A 15038-nucleotide genomic window follows, 5' to 3' on the forward strand; every position below is an offset into this window, starting at 1 on the left:
TGACGATTTTCCAGGGGAGTTACCGAAGATGGCTGTTGAGGTTCTGTTGCCGAAGCTCGGCTTTTCGATGAACGAGGGCGTGCTCGCCGAGTGGCTGGTCGCCGACGGCGGCCAGGCGGTCGAGGGCGCGCCGCTCTATGCGCTCGAATCCGAGAAATCGACCCAGGAGGTCGAGAGCCCGGCGACGGGTACGCTCAAGATCGTCGCCCAGGTCGGCGAGACCTATGAGGTCGGCGCGGTGCTGGCCGTGATCGAATGACGGCGCGCTACAAATTGCATGTCTCCTCGCGTGCCCTGCCGGGCCGCGAAGAGGATTATGACCGCTGGTATGCCGAGACCCATGTCGCCGACATGCTGGCGCTGCCGGGCTTCCTCGCCTGCGACCGCTATCGCCAGCTCGATATGGAGGGGCGGCCGACCGGCGTATTCGTCGCCCTCTACGAAGTGGAGACCGACGATCCCGCCGCGTTGCTGCAAAGCGTTTTCGCGGCGGTGCCGACAATGCGGCTGACCGACGCGATCGATCCCGACAGCGCGGCCTTCGCCTTCCTGCAATGACGATGCGCGCGGTCGCGATCCGAGGCTATGGCGGGCCGGACGTGCTCGAGTTCTGCACCTGGCCGCACCCCGTGCCGAAACCCGGCGAGGCGGTGGTCGCGATCCGCGCCGCAGCGGTCAATCCGGCCGACGGCAAGTGGCGCGCCGGCATGTTCGCAAGCTTCGCGCCCGTCTCCTTTCCCCATATCCTCGGCTATGACATCGCCGGGGTGATAGTTGGCGGCGCGGGCCTTACGCCCGGAACCCGTGTGGCGGCCATGCTCGATCCATTCACCAAGGGCGGCTACGCCGAATATGTCGCGGTGGCCGCCGACAGGCTCGCCGCGATCCCGGATGGCCTGTCGTTCGAAACCGCGGCGGCGGTGCCGACGGCGGGGCTGACCGGCGCCCAACTCGTCGAGCGCGCGGTCGACGCGCAGCCGGGCCAGAGCATCCTGCTGACCGGCGCGGTCGGCGCGGTCGGGCGTTTCGCGCTCGATGCGGCGCGGCGGCGCGAGGTGAAGGTCGTAGCGGCGGTGCGCGGGACGCGGAAGGACGAGGCGCTGGCGCTCGGCGCGGCGCAGGCGATCGCGCTTGGCGAGGAGGATTGGTCGGGCGCGCCCTTCGATCATGTCGTCGACACGGTCGGCGGCGATGCGGTCGCGGCGCTGTGCCGGCACCTCCGCCCCGGCGGCCGGATCGCCACCGCAGCGACCACGCCGATCGATCCGCAGGGCCTGGCCGCCACCCCCGAATTCTACGCCGTGGTCGCCGACGCCGAGCGGCTCGGGCGGCTGCTGGACGCGGTGCGGAAGGGCGAGGTCGCGGTGCCGATCGCGCGGGTGATGCCGCTGGAGGAGGCCGCCGAGGCGCAGCGCCTCACCGATGCCGGCGGGGCCGGCGGCAAGATCATCCTGATGCCTTGATCCGTTCCTCGCGCAGCGCCGAGCGCCGGACCTTGCCGGCTTCGTCGCGGATCGGGCGGCAGGTGAACTCGGCCGAGCGCGGCCGCTTCAGCCCCGGCAGCCGGTTGGCGAGCGCGGCGAGGAAGGCGTCGACGTCCTCGGGCACATCGCCCGGTGCCGCGACCTCGACGATCGCGTGCAGCCGGTTGCCCATGTCGGCGTCGGGCAGGCCGATCACGGCGCAACCGCGCACGCCGGGCAAAGCCTCGATCGCTGCTTCGATCTGGGCCGGATAGATGTTGATGCCGCCGACCAGCACCATGTCGGTGCGGCGATCGGCGATGTGGAGATAGCCGGCCTCGTCGAGCCAGCCCATGTCGCCGAAGCTGTCGATGTCGCCCTTCACCCGGTCGGCCGCGCCGATATAGGCATAGCTGGTGGCGACGCCGCCGGCCTTGCGGAAGTGGATCTCACCGATCGTCCCGGTCGGCAGCGGCGCGCCCTGCTCGTCGGTGATCAGGATCTGCTGGCCAGGGCTCGCCTTGCCGACCGTGCCCGGATGCTCCAGCCATTCGGCGCCGCCGATGGTGGTGACGCCGATCCGCTCGGTGCCGCCATAGACCTCCCAGACCCGCTCCGCGCCGATGCGGTCGATCCACCAGCGCTTCACCTCGGGCGGGCAGGGCGCGGCCATGTGGAGCAGGGTGCGGATGGTCGAGAGGTCACGGCCTTCGGTTTCGGCAGCGGGCAGGCGCGCGATCCGCGCCATCATTGTCGGCACCATATAGGCATAGTCGACGCCATGCCGCTCGACCGCGTCGAGCCAGCCATGCGGGTCGAAGCGATCGAGGCAGACGATATGGCTACCCTGCGCCAGCGCCATCGTCGTCGTGTTGAACGGCGCCGAATGGTAGAGTGGACCGGGGTTGAGCAGCGTCAGCCGCGGCCCGCGCCGGCAGCCCTCCTTGTCGGGCCCCCAGACCGAGGGCAGCGGATCGACGATCAGCTTGGGCCGGCCGGTGCTGCCGCCGCTGTTGGCGATCTTGCCGGGCGTGGCGATGGCGGGCGGCAGGGGACTGTCGTCGATGCCGTCGGGCAGCGGATCGTCGATGGCGTAGAGCCGGCCGGCATCGACCGGCAGGCCGGGCGCCCCGATCACCGCGCGGGGATCGGCGAGTGCGAAGATCTCGGCGAACTCGGCCGGCGCCAGCCGTTCGGAGACAGGGCAGGGCGTCGCGCCGATCTTCCACAGCGCGAAGGCGCCTTCCAGATAGTCGGAACGGTTGGCCATCGCCAGGATCACGCGATCGCCCGCCGCGATGCCCCACCCGGCCAGATGCCGCGCGCGCCGGTTGGCGCGCCGATCGAACGCGGCGAAGCTCAGGCTGGTCGGGCCCAGGGTGAAGGCCGGCCGGTCGGGCGTCGCGGCGGCGTGGGCGCTGAGCAACATGCCGAGCGGCGCGCCGGCGACCGGTTGGCCGCTGGCGAGATCGATCCAGTCGGCGGGGTCGACGGGATCAGCCATCGCCGTCGCGGTACATGCGCTCGAGCGTCCCGGCGAGCGGCACCGGCACGAAGCCGTCGCCGAACGGCCAGTCGAGGAAGCCCGCCGCCGCCATCGTGCCGCCGTCGACATGCAGCGTCGTGCCCGAGACGAAGCGGGCGAGGTCGGACGCCAGGAACAGCACCGCGTCGGCCAGCGCTTCGGGCGGCGGCTGCTCGCCGCGCGGGATGTACATCGTCATGCCCTGCGGCTTCACCGCATCGGGCAGGCGCATGAACGCCTCGCCATATTCGGGCGGCAGGCCGTTCATATTGCCCCGGCTCGGGGTGGTGTCGGGCGCGATGCAGTTGAGCCGGATCTTCTCCTTGCCCAACTCGACCGCCATCGCGCGGGTGAAGTTGGTGGTCGCCGCCTTGGCGCCGGCATAGACCGAGAAGCCGGCCGCGCCGCGATGCGCCTCGATCGTGGTGAAGCTGATGATGCTGCCGCCGTCGCCCGATCGGCGGATCAGCGGCACCGCGCGCTGCACCGACTGGACGACATAGCCGTAGTTGCGCTGGATATCGTCGGCGATGGCGGCGCGGCTCGCCTCCATGAAGCTGCGCCGCCGGGTCCCGCCGGCGACGTTGACGAGGATGTCGAGGCGGCCGAAATCCTTGGCGAGCTGATCGTAATAGGCGTCGAGCGCGGCCTCGTCGGTCGCGTCGACATGGCGCGTAGTGACGGTGCGGCCGAGCGCGCGGGCCGCTTGCGCTGTCTCCTCCATCGCCGCCGCGTCGATGTCGCAGATCGCCAGGTCGACCCCGGCCTCGGCCAATGCGGTCGATATCGCCGCGCCGATCCCGAAACCGCCGCCGACCACCGCCGCGACCTTGCCGCCGAGCCCCGCGCGTTCGTCGAGGAAACCCGCCATCATCCTTCTCCCGTCTGGCTTACCATTTGCGGCGGAGCTGCGATCCGATCCGGCGGCGGCGCAGCGCTTCGGCGCGCTCATCGCTGTCGATCCGGGCCACGCCCTCGGGCAGGTGCCGGTCGAGATCGGCGAATTTCACCCGGGTGACGCTCGGCGTCGGGTGTCCCGAGCAGCGATACCAGCGCCCGATCAGCATGCCGTAGAGATTGCCGCCGGTATCGAGCCAGTTGGCGACGCCGGGGTCGCGATGCGCCAGCACCGCACGGAACTTGCCGTCGGCGTCGACCTTGGCCTGGAGGCCGTTGAGGCTCGACTGGCGATAGACATAGTCGACCTGGTTCCACAGCCCGTCGATCACCTGGATGTTCCAATAGGGCCGTTGCTCGGGCAGCTCGGATTCGATGATCAGCGCCTCGTCCTCGGCGATGTCGAACACCGTCTCCCAATAGGCCTGGGGCCAGTCCTTGCCGTTGCCCAGCTCCTGGAAGCTGGTCAGGTTGAAGCGGTTGACGAAGCCCTGCTCGGCGCAGCGGACGACCGCGCCGATCGAAATCTGCGACAGGTTGCGCGCATAGCCGCCGAACAGATGGGCGAGCTTCGCGTCGACCTGCGCCGGGGTGAGGGCCGGGCGGATCGGCGGCGCGTCGAGCCGTTCGATCGCGAGGCGGACGTCGCGCTCATTGCCCCAGTCGTAGGAGAATTGGCGGACCAGGATGAAGTCAGCTTCCTCAGGCAATTTCAGCCAGTTGCCCTGATAAGCTGCGGGGCGTTCGGAACTGAAGATCACCTCGAAGCGTCCGTTGGAGTCGATCTCCAGATCGTCGAAGTCGTAATTGCCGAGGCCTTTGCCGGGCAGCGGGTCCATACCGATGATCTTGTTGCCCAGCGCGAAGCCGGCGACCGGCGCATTGCCGCGCTCGCCGGTCACCCGATAGGTGCCGCTGCCGTCGATCGGGGCGTAATAATAGACCGCGTCGGGGTTGGGCTGGGCCAGGAACACCGAATTCTCGAAGGGCGCGAATTCGGGATGGTCGGGGGTCGACTGGAACAGCAGGAAATAGCCCTGCGACAGGTTCATCGCGAACTGGCGCCACAGTTGCGCCTGCATCGCCTCGCTGTCGGGGGAATGGGTGCGGGCGAGCAGGTCCGCCGCCGGTTTCAGCAGGTCCGCATAATCGGCCCAGTTCCGCATCCTGTCTCTCCTCACCGGTCGCCGGGCGAGAAAAGCAGTCGCCTGCGGGCATGGACAGTCCGCCGGCCGATCCACCGCATCCGTGATGGGCGGCCTTCTCCCATTATTCGATTGTCGATGATAATGGATATGCGGCAAGGGCCACTATTCGGGAATGGTGATGGATCGACTGACGGCGATGGAAGCCTTCGTGGCGGTGGCGGAGCTGGGCTCCTTCTCGCGCGCCGCGGCGCGGATGCGGATGTCGGCGGCGATGATGACGCTCCACGTAGCGCGGTTGGAGGAGCATCTCGGCGTCCGCCTGTTCAACCGCACCACCCGCCGCGTCGACCTGACCGAAGATGGCCGTGCGCTGCTCGACCATGCGCGCGCAGCGCTCCATGCCTATGTCCAGGCGGAGAACGCGCTGAAGCCCGGCAGCGGCCTGACCGGCCGGGTGAGCATCGACGCGCCCGCCTCGATCGGCCACGGCTTCGTCGTCCCCGCGCTCGAACATTTCCACCGGCTCCATCCCGACATCGTCGTCGATCTCAGCCTCGGCGATCGCGGCACCGTGTTCCGCGCCGACGGCTTCGACATATTGCTGCGGGTGGGGGAGGCGCCGCTCGCGGGATGGATCGCCGTGCCGCTCGGCGCCACGCGGCTCACCTGCCTCGCCGCGCTCGACTATCTCGATCGCCACGGCACGCCCGAGACGCCCGAGGACCTCAACGAACATCGCTGCATCCTCTATGCGAGCGTCGAGGGGCCGGGCGGCAATCCGTGGAGCTTCGTCCGCAACGGCCGGCGGGTGCGCATCCGCCCGCCCGCCGCCTTCACCTTCAACGATGGCGCCGCGATCATGGCGATGACCGCCGCGGGCCTCGGCATCGCCCAGAATCTGGAGATGCTGGCGCATGACGCGCTGCAATCGGGCACGCTGCGGCGCGTGCTGGAGGATTGGACGACACCGACCCTGCCGGTGGTGCTGATGAGTGCCAAGGACCGCTACGCGCTGCCCTATGTGCGCGCGGCGATGGATTTCCTGGCCGAGCGGATCGACTGGCGGCTTTAGAGCATCGCGGCCTTAAATCGAGATCACCTTATCCGCTCAGCCCTCCTCAGGGTGAGCGGGTCATATCCAAGGCGCGACACTCTAGCCCCGGTCGCGGGTCAGCGGGCGGAGATAGGAGATGTCGCCCTTGTCGCGGCGGTTGGGGCCGGATTTATAGAGCATCGCCTCGGCCTCCTCCGGCAGGCGGTTCTCCATGAACAGCCCCGCCTTCTCGTTGACGCAGACGCGGTGCGCGATCCGCCATTCGCCGTCGCGCTTCTCGAAGCGGTCGACATAGCGGCCGAAGGCGAGGGTGGGCGGGCCCATCCGGTTCTCGCCCCAGAAGACGTAGTAGGTCTCGCCATGGGCGGTGTCGCCGTCCAGCTCCAGGCTGTGGTTGGCGATGATATGCTGGTGCCTGGTCTGATATTCGCCGTGCCAGCCGATCGCCCAGTCGACGAAGTCGGCGGCCTCGCCCTCGGCGACCCCATGCTCGTCGAAGGCGTCGGGCCAATAGGCGGACAGCATCAGATCGCGATCGTGCCGGTCGACGCCACGGGTGTAGCGCAGCAGGCATTGCTGGATGTCGAAGCGGTCCTTCTGCTCGCGCATGAAGGCAACCAGCTCGGGCGTCAGCGCGGCATCGGACATGGCTGTTCCTTCGGTTCGGTCGGTCAGGCGGCGACGGGGGCGGAGCGGCCGCCGCGGACGAGGCGGCCGGGCAGTGCGCCGGTCGGCTCGCCGTTGCGATAGGTGACCACGCCGCTGACGATCGTCGCTTCATAGCCGTCGGCGCGCTGTGACAGCCGCCGCCCGCCCGTCGGCAAGTCGTAGCTCGCATGCGGCGCATGGAGGTGCAGCCGGTCCATGTCGATCACGTTGAGGTCGGCCTTGTAGCCGGGCTTGATCAGACCGCGGTCGTTGAGGCCCACCGTCTGCGCCGGCTCGTAGGCGAGCTTGCGGATCGCATAGGGCAGTTCGATGCGGCGGTCGGGCTCAGCGTCGCGGACCCAGTAGGTCAGGAAATAGGTGGTGTAGGCCGCGTCGCAGATCATGCTGTAATGCGCGCCGCCGTCGCCCAGCGCCGGCACCGTATAGGGGTGCTTGATCAGGTTGCGGCCCGAGCTTTCGAACTTGTCGCCCTCGGCATTGCCCATCGGCCGGTAGAGCACCTCATGGCCGTCGCGTTCGAGCAAGGCATCGTAGATCAACTCCTTGGGATCGATCCCTCGCGCGCGCGCCTTGGCGGCGATGCTGTCCTCGGCGCGCGGATTGTAGTTGGGCGGATCGCCCAGCACGAACAGGCAGTCGAGATCGGATACGATGAATTTGAAGAAGGGCTGCGGATCCTCGGGCGATTCGGAGATCAGCCGCTTGCGAAATTCGGGATCGCGCATCCGGGCGACCTTCTGGTCGAGCGGCAGATTCTCGATCTCGCGGAAGCTGGGGTTCAGCGCGAAGGGATGGAGCGACAGCTCCAGCCCGAGCAGGCCGCCGGTCGGGCGCGGGATCACCTGCCCGCGAATCTCCAGCCCTTCCTTGTTGGCCTGCTCCAGGTCGGCCAGCGTCTCGCGCCAGTCGCCCGGCGTCTGCGGCGTCTGCATGAAGGTGAAGGAGACCGGCCGGCCCGAGGTTTTCGCGATGTCGCGCAGCAGGTCGAAGCGCTGGCGCGCGGTGACGTCGTAGCTCGGCACCATCTGGAACACGCCCTTGCCGGCGTCGCGGAGGCCGGCGGCGAGCGCCAGCACCTCCTGGTCCTCGGTCGGCACCGACGGCGCCAGCTCGCCGGTGCGGAAGCGGTGGGCGTAGCTGCGCGAGGTGGTGACCCCCAGCGCGCCGGCCTCGATCGCCTCGGCGGTCAGCCGCCGCATTTCAGCCAGGTCCTGCTCGGTCGGCGGCTCCAGATGCGCGCCGCGCTCGCCCATCACGTAGACGCGGAGCGGCGAGTGGGGGAGCTGCGCGGCGAAATCGATATCGCTCTCCCGCTTGTCGAGTGCGTCCAGATAGTCGGGGAAGCTCTCCCAGTTGAACGGCACGCCCTCGGCCATCACCACCTCGGGGATGTCCTCGACGCCTTCCATCAGCTTGATCATCAGATGATGGTCGCCCGGTTTCACGGGAGCGAAGCCGACGCCGCAATTGCCCATCACCACCGTGGTCACGCCATGGTCGGACGAGGGCGCAAGCCGGTTCTCCCAAGTGATCTGGCCGTCATAATGGGTGTGGACGTCGACGAAGCCGGGGGTGACGATCCGGCCGCGCGCGTCGATCTCCTCGGCGCCCTTTCCCTCGACCGCGCCGACCGCGACGATCCGCCCATCCTTGACCGCCACGTCGGCGGTGAAAGGTTCGCCGCCGGTGCCGTCGAACAGCGATCCGCCGCGGATGACGATATCGAACTCAGCCATCTGTCCACTCCTCATGTCGCGCCAAGCCTATTCCCACGTCCGCCGCGCGACAAACGCGCGGCGCCAGCCTTCAGCCCTGTGATATCTGCGCGAAGAAGCGCCCGACATTGTCGGCGAAGGCGGCCGGCTCCTCCAGCGCGGCGAAATGGCCGCCCGCCTTCATCTCCCGCCAGTCGGCCACGTTGAAGGCGCGTTCGGCCGCGCTGCGCGGCGGATAGGGCATGAACTCGGCGGGGTAGAGGGCGAGGCCGGTCGGCACCCCGATCCGCTTGCCGGGCCGCGCCTCGGTGAAGATCGTATGGTACATCCAGATCGCCGACTGCACCGCGTCGTTGACCAGATAGGTCATGATATTGTCGAGCAGCCAGTCCTTGGAGAAGCGGCTCTCTATGTCGCCGCCGGTGTCGCCCCAGCCGTGGAATTTCTCGCAGACCCAGGCGGCGAAGCCGATCGGCGTGTCGGCCAGCGCCAGGCCGATCGTCTGCGGCTTGGTGGCATGTTCCATCATATAGGCGGATTCGCGGAGCTGGATCGCCGACAGCTTCTGCCGATAGGCGGTCGTCTCGGCATCGTCGCCCTCGGTCGCGGGCGGCGCCATGAACAGGTTCAGATGGATCGCGCTCACCACGTCGCCATGCTCGGCGCCGAGCGCGGCGGTCACCGCCGATCCCCAGTCGCCGCCCTGCGCGCCGAAACGCGGATAGCCGAGCGCCTCGGTCATCAGCTTGCGCCACAGCCGGGCGACGCCGGCGGGCCCGATCGGCCGGGGCGGCCGGGGCGAGAAGCCGTAGCCGGGCAGCGACGGGATGACGAGATCGAAGCCCATTGCGGTCAGCGGCTCGATCACGCCGAGGAATTCGAGCACCGATCCCGGCCAGCCATGGGTCAGGAGCAGCGGGAAGGGGCGGGCCGGCCCGGCGCCGCGCACATGGATGAAGTGGATGTCGATCCCGTCGATCCGCGTGCGGAAATGGGGCAGCCGGTTGAGCGCGGCCTCGCAGCGGCGCCAATCGTAGCGGGTCCGCCAATGATCGAGCAGCCCGGCCAGCCAGCGCGCGTCGGTGCCGTAGCGCCAGTCGGCGTCGTCCTCGGGCGCGTAGCCGACCTCGGACAGGGCGAGCCGGGCGGCGATGCGGTCGAGCTTCGCCTGCGGGACGTCGATGCGGAAAGGGGTGACCATCGCCGTCAGGCCGCCACGCGGCCCATGTCGCCGCCCTTCTCGAACCGCTTGAGATAGTCGGCCATGCCGTGCGGCTCGGGCCGGCGGGCGGGGTTGTAGAAGGGCGAGAAGATCTTGAGGATTTCCGCCCCGGCAGTGCTCCGCATATGCGCCTGGAACTGCTTCACGCGCGCCTTGGAGCGCTCGACCTCCTCGGGTGTCATCGACCGGCGATCGGCGTCGATCAGCGTCTGGGCGACGCGGTTGGTATAGGCGCCGAGATGGCGGACCGTGCGGACGAAGCCGTAGCAGCGATAGAGCCAGCCGTTCCAGAAGCGGCCCCACAGGCTGCGGGCGTAGAGCGCGCGGAACAGCTGGAAGCACACCTCGCGATGCTCATATTCCTCGGCCATGTGCCATTTCCACAGCGCGACGGCTTCATAGTCGGCGCCCTCCAGATAGGGCGTGTACTTGTCGAACCACATCACCGCGCCGAGCGAGCCCAGTGCCTCGAACCCCTCCGAATAGGCGAGGCAATATTTCAGCGAGCGATGGTCGAGCATCTCCTGATATTCGCGCTCGATCCGCTGCTCATGCTCGACGATCTCGGGATAGGCCTCGCGGATGTGGCGGTTGAAGCCGGCATGCTGGCGATAATGCTGGGCCTCCTGCGCGATGAAGATGTCGATCGCCGCATGGAGTCGGGTCTCGCTGGCCGGCAGCACCGCCTTGGCCTTGTTCATCACCTTGATCAGCCAGGGCTCGACGAACACCGGGATCGTCGAGGAGGCGTTGACGTTATGCGCGAACTCGCGGTTCGGTGCCCAGTGCGGGCGGACATGCGAATAATCGATCTTCGGGATACGGGCTTTCATCGGTCCTCTCCTCGTTGCCCTCAGCCCCAGGCGACCGGGAGCCGGCGGCGGCCCCAGTACATCCAGCTATCGATCCGCTCGGTCTCGCCGGTCAGGCGCAGGTGGGGCAGCCGTTCGACCAGCTTTCGCAGGCCGATCTGCGCCTCCAGCCGGGCGATCGGCGCGCCCAGGCAGAAATGGACGCCATAGCCGAAGGAGAGATGGCGCTTCACCTGGTTGAGCGGGCGATCGATCCTGAACGTGTCGGGATCCTCGAAGATGGCGGGATCGCGGTTGGCGCCCATCATCGAGAACATGAGCTTGCTGCGCTCGGGCAGTTCGGCGCCGTGCATCGTCACCGGACACAGGCTGGTGCGGAAATGCGAGTTGATCGGCGGATCGAAGCGCAGGCTCTCCTCGATCGCGTTCTCGACCAGGTCGGGATCGGCCTTGAGCTGCTCCCACAGTTCCGGCTTTTCCAGCAGCCGCCACACCACGTTGGTCAGCAGGCTGGTGGTTGTCTCCTGCCCGCCGGTCAGGAAGGCGGTGCAGATCTGGAACAGTTCCTGGTCGTTGAAGCGCCGCCCCTCGACCCGGCTGACCAGGCCGAGCGAGATATAGTCGAAGGGCAGCACCGTGCCCCAATGCTCATGGGTCGGATCGTCGATGCCGGCGTCGCGCAGCAGCGTCTTGCGCTCCTCGATCAGGCCCATGAAGTGCGGCATGATCTCGGCGATCAGCGACTGCTCTGCGGCCGGGTTCTTGTCGTTGAACAGCAGCGACTGGAGCTCGTCGGCCCAGCGCTTGTAGTCGGCGTACATCGCCTGATCGGCGCCCAGCATGAAGCACATGGTGCGCGCGGGCAGCGGCAGGGCGAACAGGTCATGGAAATTGCCGCTCTTGTCGGCGCGCGCCTCGAGACCGGCGACCAGTTCCTCGGCGATCGCCTCGACCTCGGGCTGGTAGAACTTCATCCGTGACGGGGTCATGCCCTTGCGCAGCGCCGCGATATATTCGAGGTGGAAGGGCGGATCGGTCAGGATGCCGAAATCGCTGAACTCGGCCCAGTCGATCGGTCCGTCGCCCCATTTGAACGACCACACCGGATTATCGGACAGGACCTTGTCCCGGATCTCCTTGTAATCGCTGGTGATGTAGAACTGATATTCGTCGCCCTGATAATGGTAGAAGGGGCATTTGGCGGCGAGCTCGGAATAGGCCGGACCGGGATTGCGCACCGTCTCCGGATCGAGCGGATCGAAGGCGTGATCGGCCCTGGTCTTGAGCTGCCGTTCAACCACCTCGTCGCGTGGCCTGGCCTGCGCCGCACCCGTCATCCCGTCCTCCATTATCTGGTGCGGGAAATTTACGCCGGGCCGGGCCGCCAATTGAACGGCGAATTGTTTAGGGTCCTAATCATCGCTGTGGGGCACGCCCACGAAATCGCGGTCGAGCTGTTCGTGCATCTCGCCGAGAATCCGGCTCAACGCCTCGCGGTCGGCGGTCGCCAGGCGGCGGAACAGCTGGACGATCTTCGCCTCGCTGGCGATCAGCCATATCGCATCCTTGATGAGCGTGCGGCCCTTGTCGGTCAGGTGCAGCTCGAAGGCGCGCTTGTCGTCGTCGCACCGTTCGCGGACCAGCAGGCCGTCCTTCTCCAGCCGGGCCACCCGCGTCGAGAGCACGGCGTTGGAGACATAGAGGATCGAGGTGAGATCGGTCGCCCGCAGTGCGCGGCGACGATCACGGCCGAGGCTGCCGAGCAGATGGACGTCGGCGAAGCTGTAGCCGAGCTTGCGGGCTATCCGGTCGAGATCGGTCGCAACGAGGTGGCCGACCGTCGACAGGTGCCACATCGTCGCGAAATATTCGACGTCGAGTTCGGGCAGCAGCCGCGCATAATAGTCGCGGCCGGCCTCCAGCTCCTCGATCGGTTTCTTGGGCATGGCGGCGGTTGTGCCACCGGCCGGCGATCAGGGCCAGACCAGTTCCAGCCGCAGCACCCCATTGACCATGCCGGTCGCCAGCACCGGCCGGGTGCCCGGCTTGATCCGGAAGTCGGGGATGCGGCTCAGCCATTCCTGCAGGAAGATGCGGATCTCGCGCCGGGCGAGCACCGCGCCGGGGCAGGCATGGGCGCCGTTGCCGAAGGCGGCGTGGACCGGCTTCTCACGCGAGAAGTCCACCACCAGCGGATCGGGATTGATCCGGTCGTCGACGCCGACGAACAGGTTGGCGGGCAGGATGCGATCACCGGCGCGGAAGCTGACGCCCTTATAGTCGAAGTCGCTGGCGATGACGCGCGCGGTGTTGGCGAGGCCGTGGCGGCGGACCATCTCCTCGATCGCGTTCTTGACGAAGGCGTCGTCGTCGAGCCGCTCGACGAGCTGGCGGCGCTGCTCGGGATTCTGGGCCAGGAAGCGGGCGATGAACGCGATCATGCCGGCCACCGTGTCGAGCCCGCCGAACAGGACGAGCGTGGCGTAGGAGGTCGCCTCGGCCTCGGAGATGCGCTCGCCGCCGATGTCGACGTTGACGAGCTTGCTGAGCAGATCGTTGCCCGGCATCTCGCGGCGCGCGCGGATCCAGGGGAGCAGATAGGCGCCCATGAGCTGCTGCGATCGGCCGCGTGTCTCGGCATCGCGCCCGCGCACCGAATCCTCGGCGAGGGCCAGCAGATAGGCCTTGTCGTCGAGCGGCAGCTCGACCAACTCGAGGAAGACGTGGATCGGCAGGACCTTGGCGAAATCCTCGACGAACTCGCACTCGCCGCGCGGCAGCAGCCGTTCCACCGCATCGATCGCAACCTGCCGTACCTTCGACTCCAGCTCGGAGACGATCGACGGCAGCAGCGCCTGCATCAGCGGGCGGCGATAGCGGGCATGCTCGGGCGGGTCCATCTCCAGCGGAATCTGGCGCGGCGCGTCCGGCATCGGCGGCAGCACGATATGCTGGTGCGAGAAGCGGTTATAGTCGCGCTGCATCTCGACGATGTCCTCGCCCCGCGTGGCGACCCAGTGGCCGCCATTGTGCGGCGTCCAGAAGATGTCGGGCGACGCCTGCTGGATGGCGCGATAGGCGGCCTGGATGTCCTCGGCGGCGCCGGGGATGTCGTAGAGGTCGAAATCGCGGACCAGTTCGGCCGGGACATGCTCCGGCCGGGGGGCGAGCGTCCTTTCCATCACGTCTTGCATCGAATGCTCCTCCGATCTCGGCGTCAGGCGGCGGGAATGGCGGCCGCGTCGCGTTCGCGCGCGGCGGCGGCGACGGCGTTGAACTCGTCATAGACGGTCATCGGCCGATGCAGCGTGGTGGCGTCGCATATCCGGTCGAACTGCTCGGCGACATCCTCCACGCTTGGCGCGTCGGAGCCTGCCGGGGAAATCCAGCCCTGGGTCGCCTGGATCAGCACCTGGGCATAGCGGCCGCCATTGGCGCTGAAGATGCCGTGGGTCGCCTGGCACCGCTCGCTGGCGAGGTAGAGGGCGAGGGGGGTGTTGAACGCCGGCAGCAGCCGGTCCTGCACCGCCGAATAATCGGCCTCCTGCACCGACCGGGCGAAGTCCGGTATCTCCATGAAACCGTCGTCCATCTCGGCCATCAGCCGCGACTGGGCGGTCGGCATGAGCAGGTTGGACGTGATGCCATAGGCCGATCCCTCGATCGCGACGATATGGCTCAGCCCCATCAGCCCGCCCTTGGCGGCGGCATAGTTGGCCTGCCAGGCATGGCCGAACATCGCGCTGGCCGATCCGGTGAAGACGAAACGGCCATAGCCGTTGCGCCGCATGATCCGATAGGCGGGCTGGGCGACGTAGAAGGCGCCTTTCAGATGGACGTCGACCAGCGCGTCGAGCCGGGCGTCGTCGATATCCTCGAAACGCGCGTTGCGCAGGAAGCCGGCATTGCTGATGACGATGTCGACCTTGCCGAACGCCTCGACCGCGGCGGCGACGATCGCCTCGCCGCCGGCGCGGGTGGCGACGCTGTCGTAACTGGCGGCTGCCTTGCCGCCCGCGGCGCGGATCTCGTCCACCACCGCGTCGGCGGCGTTGTGCGACGCGCCGAGGCCGGCGCCGCTGCCGCCCAGGTCGTTGACCAGCACCGCGCCGCCGCGCCGCGCGATCTCCAGCGCATAGTCGCGGCCGAGCCCGTTGCCGGCGCCGGTGATGACGGCGACGCGGCCGTCGAAGCGGATATCCCCGGCCATGGCTCAATCCTCCGGCGCGATGGCGACGCGCAGGCCGGCGAGGCCGTCGTCGATGGTGATCTGGCACGACAGGCGCGAGGTCTCGTCGCGATGGTCCGAGCTGTCGAGCAGGTCGCTCTCGTCCTCGCTCATCGGCGGTAGCTTGGCGAGGAAGGCGGGCTCCACCTTCACGTGGCAGGTTGCGCAGGAACAGCAGCCGCCGCACAGCGCCAGCAGCTCGTCGGCGCCGCCGTCGCGGATCACCTCCATCAGCGACAGGCCGTTGTCGGCCTCGAGGCTCAGTTCCTGACCGTCACGGGTGGTGACGAGGATGGTCGGCATGC

At 68.1% G+C, this 15038-nt stretch carries 16 protein-coding genes; 4 read left to right on the top strand and 12 right to left on the bottom strand.

Annotated features, from left to right (window positions below; translation table 11 throughout):
- The first annotated feature begins 28 nt into the window (after positions 1–28).
- Genes B5X82_RS03030 through B5X82_RS03040 form a run of 3 tightly spaced genes read left to right on the top strand, consistent with a single transcriptional unit; the run spans position 29 to position 1463 of the window.
- Positions 29–259, top strand: a complete 231-nt coding sequence (locus tag B5X82_RS03030) for a biotin/lipoyl-containing protein (RefSeq protein WP_079646534.1) — start codon at positions 29–31, stop codon at positions 257–259.
- Positions 256–558: a DUF4286 family protein gene (locus tag B5X82_RS03035; protein WP_079646535.1), complete on the top strand. Its 303-nt coding sequence runs from the start codon at positions 256–258 to the stop codon at positions 556–558. The genes B5X82_RS03030 and B5X82_RS03035 overlap by 4 nt, the downstream gene beginning before the upstream one ends.
- The gene (locus B5X82_RS03040) at positions 555–1463 is read left to right on the top strand and encodes an NADP-dependent oxidoreductase (protein ID WP_079646536.1); all 909 of its coding nucleotides are present in this window, start codon (positions 555–557) and stop codon (positions 1461–1463) included. Before B5X82_RS03035 ends, B5X82_RS03040 begins: the two co-directional genes overlap by 4 nt.
- On the opposite strand, the gene B5X82_RS03045 is transcribed toward B5X82_RS03040, so the two are convergent.
- From B5X82_RS03045 to B5X82_RS03055, 3 genes are read right to left on the bottom strand one after another with little or no spacing between them, the layout of a single operon-like run.
- Positions 1447–2967: an AMP-binding protein gene (locus B5X82_RS03045; protein WP_079646537.1), complete on the bottom strand. Its 1521-nt coding sequence runs from the start codon at positions 2965–2967 to the stop codon at positions 1447–1449. The two genes, B5X82_RS03040 and B5X82_RS03045, sit on opposite strands and share 17 nt — an antisense overlap.
- Positions 2960–3862, bottom strand: coding sequence for an SDR family NAD(P)-dependent oxidoreductase (locus B5X82_RS03050; protein WP_079646538.1), 903 nt, complete (start codon positions 3860–3862; stop codon positions 2960–2962). The genes B5X82_RS03045 and B5X82_RS03050 overlap by 8 nt, the downstream gene beginning before the upstream one ends.
- A 16-nt stretch (positions 3863–3878) precedes the next feature.
- Positions 3879–5051, bottom strand: coding sequence for a DUF1214 domain-containing protein (locus tag B5X82_RS03055; protein WP_079646539.1), 1173 nt, complete (start codon positions 5049–5051; stop codon positions 3879–3881).
- Positions 5052–5211: 160 nt separating this feature from the next.
- Between B5X82_RS03055 and B5X82_RS03060 the strand changes: the two genes are divergently transcribed.
- Complete coding sequence (locus B5X82_RS03060) at positions 5212–6105, top strand: LysR family transcriptional regulator (protein ID WP_176152446.1); 894 nt, start codon at positions 5212–5214, stop codon at positions 6103–6105.
- Positions 6106–6186: 81 nt separating this feature from the next.
- Here B5X82_RS03060 and B5X82_RS03065 read toward each other — a convergent pair whose 3' ends face one another.
- From B5X82_RS03065 to B5X82_RS03105, 9 genes are all read right to left on the bottom strand, one after another.
- Positions 6187–6735: a nuclear transport factor 2 family protein gene (locus B5X82_RS03065; RefSeq protein WP_079646541.1), complete on the bottom strand. Its 549-nt coding sequence runs from the start codon at positions 6733–6735 to the stop codon at positions 6187–6189.
- Between the two features lie 23 nt (positions 6736–6758).
- Entirely contained in the window at positions 6759–8492 is a 1734-nt protein-coding gene (locus B5X82_RS03070) for an N-acyl-D-amino-acid deacylase family protein (RefSeq protein ID WP_079646542.1), read from the bottom strand.
- Between the two features lie 70 nt (positions 8493–8562).
- Positions 8563–9672 (bottom strand): epoxide hydrolase family protein, encoded by a 1110-nt coding sequence (locus B5X82_RS03075; RefSeq protein ID WP_079646543.1) that lies wholly within the window; start codon positions 9670–9672, stop codon positions 8563–8565.
- A 5-nt stretch (positions 9673–9677) separates the two neighbouring features.
- Positions 9678–10526, bottom strand: a complete 849-nt coding sequence (locus B5X82_RS03080; protein WP_079646544.1) for a metal-dependent hydrolase — start codon at positions 10524–10526, stop codon at positions 9678–9680.
- A 20-nt stretch (positions 10527–10546) separates the two neighbouring features.
- Positions 10547–11842 (bottom strand): cytochrome P450, encoded by a 1296-nt coding sequence (locus B5X82_RS03085; RefSeq protein WP_079646545.1) that lies wholly within the window; start codon positions 11840–11842, stop codon positions 10547–10549.
- 75 nt (positions 11843–11917) lie between these two features.
- The gene (locus tag B5X82_RS03090) at positions 11918–12451 is read right to left on the bottom strand and encodes a MarR family winged helix-turn-helix transcriptional regulator (RefSeq protein WP_079646546.1); all 534 of its coding nucleotides are present in this window, start codon (positions 12449–12451) and stop codon (positions 11918–11920) included.
- Positions 12452–12478: 27 nt separating this feature from the next.
- The gene (locus B5X82_RS03095) at positions 12479–13699 is read right to left on the bottom strand and encodes a cytochrome P450 (RefSeq protein ID WP_079646547.1); all 1221 of its coding nucleotides are present in this window, start codon (positions 13697–13699) and stop codon (positions 12479–12481) included.
- 23 nt (positions 13700–13722) lie between these two features.
- Entirely contained in the window at positions 13723–14715 is a 993-nt protein-coding gene (locus B5X82_RS03100; protein ID WP_079646548.1) for an SDR family NAD(P)-dependent oxidoreductase, read from the bottom strand.
- A 3-nt stretch (positions 14716–14718) separates the two neighbouring features.
- Positions 14719–15036 (bottom strand): 2Fe-2S iron-sulfur cluster-binding protein, encoded by a 318-nt coding sequence (locus tag B5X82_RS03105; RefSeq protein ID WP_079646549.1) that lies wholly within the window; start codon positions 15034–15036, stop codon positions 14719–14721.
- Between the last annotated feature and the right edge of the window lie 2 nt (positions 15037–15038).

The organism is Rhizorhabdus histidinilytica, from assembly GCF_900167915.1.
In the GTDB taxonomy this organism is placed as follows: Bacteria; Pseudomonadota; Alphaproteobacteria; order Sphingomonadales; family Sphingomonadaceae; genus Rhizorhabdus; species Rhizorhabdus histidinilytica.

What these genes read in the sequence shown, in the direction of transcription:
- B5X82_RS03040 (WP_079646536.1), top strand. Translation starts at nt 555, where the DNA reads ATGACGATGCGCGCGGTCGCGATCCGAGGCTATGGCGGGCCGGACGTG.
- B5X82_RS03090 (WP_079646546.1), bottom strand. Translation starts at nt 12,451, where the DNA reads ATGCCCAAGAAACCGATCGAGGAGCTGGAGGCCGGCCGCGACTATTAT.
- B5X82_RS03045 (WP_079646537.1), bottom strand. Translation starts at nt 2,967, where the DNA reads ATGGCTGATCCCGTCGACCCCGCCGACTGGATCGATCTCGCCAGCGGC.
- B5X82_RS03075 (WP_079646543.1), bottom strand. Translation starts at nt 9,672, where the DNA reads ATGGTCACCCCTTTCCGCATCGACGTCCCGCAGGCGAAGCTCGACCGC.
- B5X82_RS03085 (WP_079646545.1), bottom strand. Translation starts at nt 11,842, where the DNA reads ATGACGGGTGCGGCGCAGGCCAGGCCACGCGACGAGGTGGTTGAACGG.
- B5X82_RS03065 (WP_079646541.1), bottom strand. Translation starts at nt 6,735, where the DNA reads ATGTCCGATGCCGCGCTGACGCCCGAGCTGGTTGCCTTCATGCGCGAG.
- B5X82_RS03070 (WP_079646542.1), bottom strand. Translation starts at nt 8,492, where the DNA reads ATGGCTGAGTTCGATATCGTCATCCGCGGCGGATCGCTGTTCGACGGC.
- B5X82_RS03105 (WP_079646549.1), bottom strand. Translation starts at nt 15,036, where the DNA reads ATGCCGACCATCCTCGTCACCACCCGTGACGGTCAGGAACTGAGCCTC.
- B5X82_RS03080 (WP_079646544.1), bottom strand. Translation starts at nt 10,526, where the DNA reads ATGAAAGCCCGTATCCCGAAGATCGATTATTCGCATGTCCGCCCGCAC.
- B5X82_RS03035 (WP_079646535.1), top strand. Translation starts at nt 256, where the DNA reads ATGACGGCGCGCTACAAATTGCATGTCTCCTCGCGTGCCCTGCCGGGC.
- B5X82_RS03050 (WP_079646538.1), bottom strand. Translation starts at nt 3,862, where the DNA reads ATGATGGCGGGTTTCCTCGACGAACGCGCGGGGCTCGGCGGCAAGGTC.
- B5X82_RS03030 (WP_079646534.1), top strand. Translation starts at nt 29, where the DNA reads ATGGCTGTTGAGGTTCTGTTGCCGAAGCTCGGCTTTTCGATGAACGAG.
- B5X82_RS03060 (WP_176152446.1), top strand. Translation starts at nt 5,212, where the DNA reads ATGGATCGACTGACGGCGATGGAAGCCTTCGTGGCGGTGGCGGAGCTG.
- B5X82_RS03095 (WP_079646547.1), bottom strand. Translation starts at nt 13,699, where the DNA reads ATGCAAGACGTGATGGAAAGGACGCTCGCCCCCCGGCCGGAGCATGTC.
- B5X82_RS03100 (WP_079646548.1), bottom strand. Translation starts at nt 14,715, where the DNA reads ATGGCCGGGGATATCCGCTTCGACGGCCGCGTCGCCGTCATCACCGGC.
- B5X82_RS03055 (WP_079646539.1), bottom strand. Translation starts at nt 5,051, where the DNA reads ATGCGGAACTGGGCCGATTATGCGGACCTGCTGAAACCGGCGGCGGAC.